Origin of the sequence: Microcystis sp. M53598_WE2 (genome assembly GCF_030067735.1) — a bacterium.
Taxonomy (GTDB): domain Bacteria; phylum Cyanobacteriota; class Cyanobacteriia; order Cyanobacteriales; family Microcystaceae; genus Microcystis; species Microcystis aeruginosa.
This window is the reverse complement of sequence record NZ_JASJFE010000738.1, coordinates 1-6,111: the sequence shown is the minus strand read 5'-3', so window position 1 is coordinate 6,111 and position 6,111 is coordinate 1. Positions and strand designations below refer to the sequence as shown.

4 protein-coding genes are annotated in these 6,111 nt (G+C 40.5%); all 4 read left to right on the top strand.

What is annotated here, in order from left to right:
• Positions 1-22: 22 nt before the first annotated feature.
• On the top strand, positions 23-2,266 hold the full coding sequence (locus PX636_RS15025) for a Piwi domain-containing protein (RefSeq protein ID WP_288117703.1): 2,244 nt from the start codon (positions 23-25) through the stop codon (positions 2,264-2,266).
• Between the two features lie 11 nt (positions 2,267-2,277).
• Positions 2,278-2,508, top strand: coding sequence for a hypothetical protein (locus PX636_RS15020; RefSeq protein ID WP_002798353.1), 231 nt, complete (start codon positions 2,278-2,280; stop codon positions 2,506-2,508).
• A gap of 123 nt (positions 2,509-2,631) precedes the next feature.
• Positions 2,632-5,001, top strand: coding sequence for a glycogen debranching protein (locus tag PX636_RS15015; protein WP_288117702.1), 2,370 nt, complete (start codon positions 2,632-2,634; stop codon positions 4,999-5,001).
• A 280-nt stretch (positions 5,002-5,281) separates the two neighbouring features.
• Positions 5,282-5,932, top strand: coding sequence for a TVP38/TMEM64 family protein (locus PX636_RS15010; RefSeq protein ID WP_002798355.1), 651 nt, complete (start codon positions 5,282-5,284; stop codon positions 5,930-5,932).
• Positions 5,933-6,111: the final 179 nt, after the last annotated feature.

Genomic DNA, 6,111 nt, shown 5'->3' with positions numbered 1-6,111 from the left:
TGCAAATAAGGAAGTTTAGATCATGAATTACACAGCAGCTAACACAGCCAACTCTCCAATATTTTTGAGTGAAATTAGTTCCTTAACTCTCAAGAATAGTTGTTTAAATTGTTTTCAGCTTAATCATCAAGTTACTAGGAAAATAGGTAATCGTTTTAGTTGGCAATTCAGTCGGAAGTTTCCCGATGTGGTGGTTATTTTTGAAGATAATTGTTTTTGGGTATTAGCTAAAGATGAAAAATCTATTCCTTCTCTACAACAGTGGAAAGAAGCTTTATCAGATATTCAAGAGGTTTTACGAGAAGATATTGGCGATCACTATTATTCTATTCATTGGCTAAAAGACTGGCAGATAACAGCTTTAGTTACAGCACAATTAGCAGTTAGAATTCTGAAAATATTTGGTAAATTTTCCGATCCAATAGTTTTTCCCAAAGATAGTCAGATAAGTGAAAACCAAGTACAGGTAAGGAGAGAAGTTAACTTTTGGGCAGAAATCATCAATGACACCGATCCAGCTATTTGTTTAACTGTTGAAAGTAGTATTGTCTATAGTGGAGATTTAGAACAATTTTATGAAAATCACCCCTATAGACAAGATGCTGTTAAATTATTAGTAGGGTTAAAGGTTAAAACTATAGAAACTAATGGGACAGCTAAAATTATTAGAATAGCGGGTACAATTGGGGAAAAAAGAGAGTATCTATTAACAAAAGCCACAGGTTCAATTAGTCGAAGAAAATTAGAAGAAGCTCATCTGGGGCAACCAGTGGTTGCAGTACAATTTGGCAAAAATCCTCAGGAGTATATTTATCCATTAGCAGCTTTAAAACCCTGGGTGACAGATGAGGATGAGAGTTTATTTCAAGTCAATTACGGAAACTTATTAAAAGCAACAAAAATCTTTTATGCTGAACGACAAGAACTATTAAAGTTATATAAACAGGAGGCACAAAAGGCTTTAAATAACTTTGGGTTTCAGTTAAGAGAAAAAAGTATTAACAGCCAAGAATACCCCGAATTATTTTGGACTCCTTCTATTTCTATTGAGCAAACTCCTATCTTATTTGGTCAAGGAGAAAGGGGAGAAAAAAGAGAAATTATCAAAGGATTATCGAAGGGGGGTGTATATAAACGTCATCGAGAATATGTCGATCCTGCTCGTAAGATTCGTTTAGCTATTCTGAAACCAGCTAATTTGAAAGTGGGAGATTTTAGAGAACAATTAGAAAAGCGATTAAAACTTTATAAATTTGAAACTATTTTGCCACCAGAGAATCAAATAAATTTCTCTGTTGAAGGTGTAGGATTTGAAAAAAGAGCCAGACTGGAAGAAGCAGTTGATCGATTAATTGGAGTAGAAATTCCTGTAGATATTGCTTTAGTCTTTCTTCCTCAAGAGGATCGCAATGCTGATAATACTGAAGAAGGGAGTTTATATTCGTGGATTAAAAGAAAGTTTCTGGGTCGTGGAGTTATAACTCAAATGATTTATGAGAAGACTTTAAATGATAAGAGCAACTATAAGAATATTCTCAATCAAGTTGTCCCAGGGATCCTAGCCAAATTAGGAAATTTACCTTATGTCCTTGCTGAACCTCTAGAAATTGCCGATTATTTTATTGGTTTAGATGTGGGAAGGATGCCTAAAAAAAATCTTCCGGGGAGTCTCAATGTTTGTGCAAGTGTGCGACTATATGGAAAACAGGGAGAATTTGTTCGCTGTCGGGTAGAAGATAGTTTAACCGAGGGAGAAGAAATTCCTCAACGGATTCTGGAAAATTGTTTACCGCAAGCTGAACTAAAAAATCAGACAGTTCTCATTTACAGAGATGGTAAATTTCAAGGAAAGGAGGTTGAAAATTTACTGGCAAGAGCTAGAGCAATTAATGCTAAATTTATTCTCGTAGAATGTTATAAGACTGGCATTCCTAGACTTTATAATCTTCAGCAAAAACAGATAAATGCTCCCTCCAAAGGATTAGCTTTAGCTTTATCAAATCGGGAAGTTATCCTGATAACGTCCCAAGTTTCTGAACAAATTGGTGTTCCTCGTCCCTTGCGCTTAAAAGTTCATGAATTAGGAGAACAAAGAAACTTAAAACAGTTAGTTGACACTACGTTAAAATTAACTTTACTTCACTATGGTTCTCTCAAAGACCCCCGTTTACCTATCCCTTTGTATGGAGCGGACATTATTGCTTATCGACGCTTACAAGGAATTTATCCTAGTTTATTAGAAGATGATTGTCAATTCTGGCTTTAGAGAGAAAAATTATGTATAATTCCCATAGCAATCTACACCATCTAGAAAAATTAGTCAGTGATTTAGTTACCCAAATTAGTTTACTGACGGCAGAAAATCGAGCCATTAAAGAAAGATTAGCTTATCTTGAATGGGACTTGCACCGAGAAAATGGTTGTTTACAAGCCGAAAATTTATCTCTACGTCAAATGGTTGACTACTGCTCCGAAGAATATAATTCTCTTGAGGATTCTCTAAGATAATTACTATAGCAGTTACTAGGAATTGCATAGCTGGTTTTTTTGGGGGAGCAAGCTTTAGATTTTTTTCTTATTTCTTTGAGCGAAAAATGTCTATCATCAAAGGCGATATTATCCCGCCAATTTATGTTACCAGCGATCGGTCAAAATCATCCCCAATCTGGTAATTATGCCCCCCTAGATAGCCATCTCTGGGCCGATGCCACCTATCCCCTCGGGGCGCATTATCGGGGCGATAGTGTCACCTTTGCCGTCTATTCTAAAAATGCCAGTCAGATTCTTCTGGAAATCTACGATCGCCCGACGGGAGAAAACGCTAAGTATGATTACTGGTTGACAAAAAACCCAAATGATGATACGTGGCGGGCAAAAATCGCCAGTATTGCCCACGGCAGCTACTACGCTTTTCGCTGTTGGGGTCCCAATTGGCAATTTGATCAAAAATGGCAAAGAGGCCACAGTAACGCCGGTTTTCGGGCAGATGTGGACGATTTCGGCCATCGTTTTAACCCCAATAAAGTCCTCTTCGATCCCTACGCGCGAGAACTTTCCCACGACATTGAAACCCCGGCCATGGTCGCGGCGGGAGAAAATGTTGGAATCTATGCCACAGGAGGGGGGGACTACAAAGGAGTGATCCAGCGGCAATACGATACGGGCAAATGGTCGCCCAAAGGCATTGTGATCGCTCCGGATGGGACTTCTACCGGGATTCGTCCCCGTCTGGGTGCCGAAAAAGCGATCATTTATGAGGCCCATGTACGCGGTTTAAGCAATCACCCCTCCGCTAGTCGTTTAGAAGATATTCTCAAGGGAATTAGGGGTTTTGAGGAAGTGGCCAACGTTCCCGACCGGTACAGGGGAACTTATGCGGGAGCCGGCTATATGGCCAAATACCTAAAAGCGCTAGGATTTACCACGATCGAACTCTTACCAGTCCAAGAAACCGCTAACGATAATAACCCTGACGATCGCCCCAGCGGTAACTATTGGGGTTACATGACCTTTGGTTATTTCGCCCCCGATCGCCGTTATGCTTATGATCGCTCCCCCGGGGGACCCACCAGAGAATTTAAGGCCATGGTCAAAGCTTTCCACGACCAAGGTATGGAAGTTTATCTCGATGTGGTCTATAACCACACCGGAGAAGGGGGCAATTGGGGCAGCAACGATGTCACCGGATTTGTTAGTTTTGGTGGTTTTGATGTGGTGGAATACTATCAACTCACCGATGAACATTATCTAGTCGATGGGGCCACCGGCTGCGGAAATCAATTAAACTTTTCCCATATTGTCACCTGTAATCTGGTTCTTGATTCCCTCACCTATTGGTTAGAAACCATGGGAGTTGATGGTTTTCGTTTTGATCTGGCCCCCGTCCTCGGCCGAACTCCTTCTAGTCATCAACGAGAAGATCGGGGCAAACAAAAACAATTCTTCCCTAAACATACTTTGTTAGAAAAGATCGAGAAATTAGGCAAGAAATACGATGCGGAAATGATCGCCGAAGCTTGGGATAGCTGGGGTTACGAAGTGGGGAATTTCCCGACGGGTTGGGGCGAGTGGAATGGCCGTTATCGCGATGCAATTCGGCGTTTTTTAAAGGGAGATGGTAATACTTTTAAATTCATCGAACAGGTGAACGGAGATTATCACAATTTTAACGACCAAGGCGGACCAGAAAAATCGATCGATTTTATTGTTGCCCACGATGGTTTTACCCTGATGGATTTGGTCAGTTATAACCATAAAAATAACCTCACTCCCTGGCCCTTTGGTCCTTCCGATGGCGGCAATAATAATAACGATTCTTGGGATTCTGGGGGCGATCAGGCCTTACGTCGCCAAAGATTACGCAACTTTTGGACGATTCAATTTTTATCTCGCGGTGTGCCGATGACTGTCTGGGGCGATGAATTTGGCCGCAGCCAAAATGGTAATAATAATCCCTACAATATTGATAGTGTGGCCACTTGGAATAATTATGATATGATTGCCACCCGTTCACCCCATCTACTGCCCACCGGTTATCGGGAAGCTTATCACAATAATTTTGGCACGGGAACTAATCAAGAAGAACGCAATCCTTTATTTATTTTTGCCGCTTATATTGCTCACTTAAGAAACAATCATATAGCACTAAAACAGCACCGCTATGGCGATATGGTTCTCGATGCGGGTAATGATGTCACCTATTTATTTAAAAAAACCGATGGTATTAGCGATTTAACTGCCGATGATCGCTGTATTTGGTTTTTAATTGATGGTAGTGCCGTCGGTGATCACGATTTTTTGGTGTTAATTAATATGTATCATCTGCCAGTGGATTTTCGTCTTCCCTCCCCATCCAATAATTATCGTTGGCTAAGAATTATTGACACGGCCGCTTGGGCAGAAACCGATTATAATTGTTGGTCTGTGGATCAAGGGACAGTAATTGCCGATAACTATAAAGTCAATGGTTTTTCGATCGTGGTTTGCGAGGAGATTAACTGATACTAAATCCGTTGAGTATAGGCTACATATCAGGAGAGGCAATAGGCAATAGGCAAAAGGCAAAACGGAGAATAAATAATCAATTTTTAATAACCGGATTTAGTATGAACTACCCACACCGATATCGGGGGTAACTTGGGGACAGATAGGGCAGCCCGCTAATATTGAGATCGATATCGATCCTATGCCGATTTCTGCTATATTTTTGGCAACAGGGAAATATAGCCCCCGGCTGCATCTTATGTTTTGCAACCCGAACTTAGCCCAAAATTGCCGTTAAATGTCTAAAACTAAAAGTAGTGTCATTATCCTAACCGTAATTTGTATTATCACCACGGCGATCGGAGTTTATCTGATCGGTGGTATCGACTCCCAACAATTACAGATCTGGTTAAAACAAATGGGAATTATAGCCCCCATTTTGTATATTATTCTCTATACGATCGGGACAATTTTAATTCTGCCTTCTACCCCCTTAAACCTCAGTGGTGGGGCTATCTTTGGGGTAGTTATGGGAACAGTTTGGACAACGATCGCCGCTTTGGTGGCCGCTATAGTTGCCTTTGCTTTTACTCGTACTATTGGCCGGGAATATACCGCCAAAAAATTTCAGGGAAAATGGCAAGCGATCGATGCAGAAATGCAGCAAGGCGGCCTATTTTATATGTTTGCTATCCGTCTATTACCGATTATTCCCTACGGTATCGTTAACTTTGTTGCGGGATTAACTTCTATCCGTTTTCGCGATTATTTGATCGGTACTTTATTAGGCACTGTCCCCGGAATTTTACCCTTTGTCATGATGGGTGCGGGTTTAAAATCTTTAGGAAAAGGCGATATATTGCCACTGATGGTGGCTTTTACCCTCATTGCTCTGTTAGTAGGTGTGGGAACTTGGTATCGTCGTCGTCGGCAATTTCCCTTTCAGTGATCAGTTATCAGTTATCAGATTAGACCTCTTGCATAATTTTTTTATGGTATAATGGAAGGTTAGGCTTTTTTCTCAATTTTTAGATGGAAGTGGAAAAAAGAATAAAATGTGATCTTAGGTCAGGAAATCATCTATACTTTGGCTATGTTTATTAGCAAAAGTATGGATGATCAAGACTT

Coding starts and splice junctions, on each gene's coding strand:
- PX636_RS15025 (WP_288117703.1), top strand. CDS start 23: ATGAATTACACAGCAGCTAACACAGCCAACTCTCCAATATTTTTGAGT.
- PX636_RS15020 (WP_002798353.1), top strand. CDS start 2,278: ATGTATAATTCCCATAGCAATCTACACCATCTAGAAAAATTAGTCAGT.
- PX636_RS15015 (WP_288117702.1), top strand. CDS start 2,632: ATGTTACCAGCGATCGGTCAAAATCATCCCCAATCTGGTAATTATGCC.
- PX636_RS15010 (WP_002798355.1), top strand. CDS start 5,282: ATGTCTAAAACTAAAAGTAGTGTCATTATCCTAACCGTAATTTGTATT.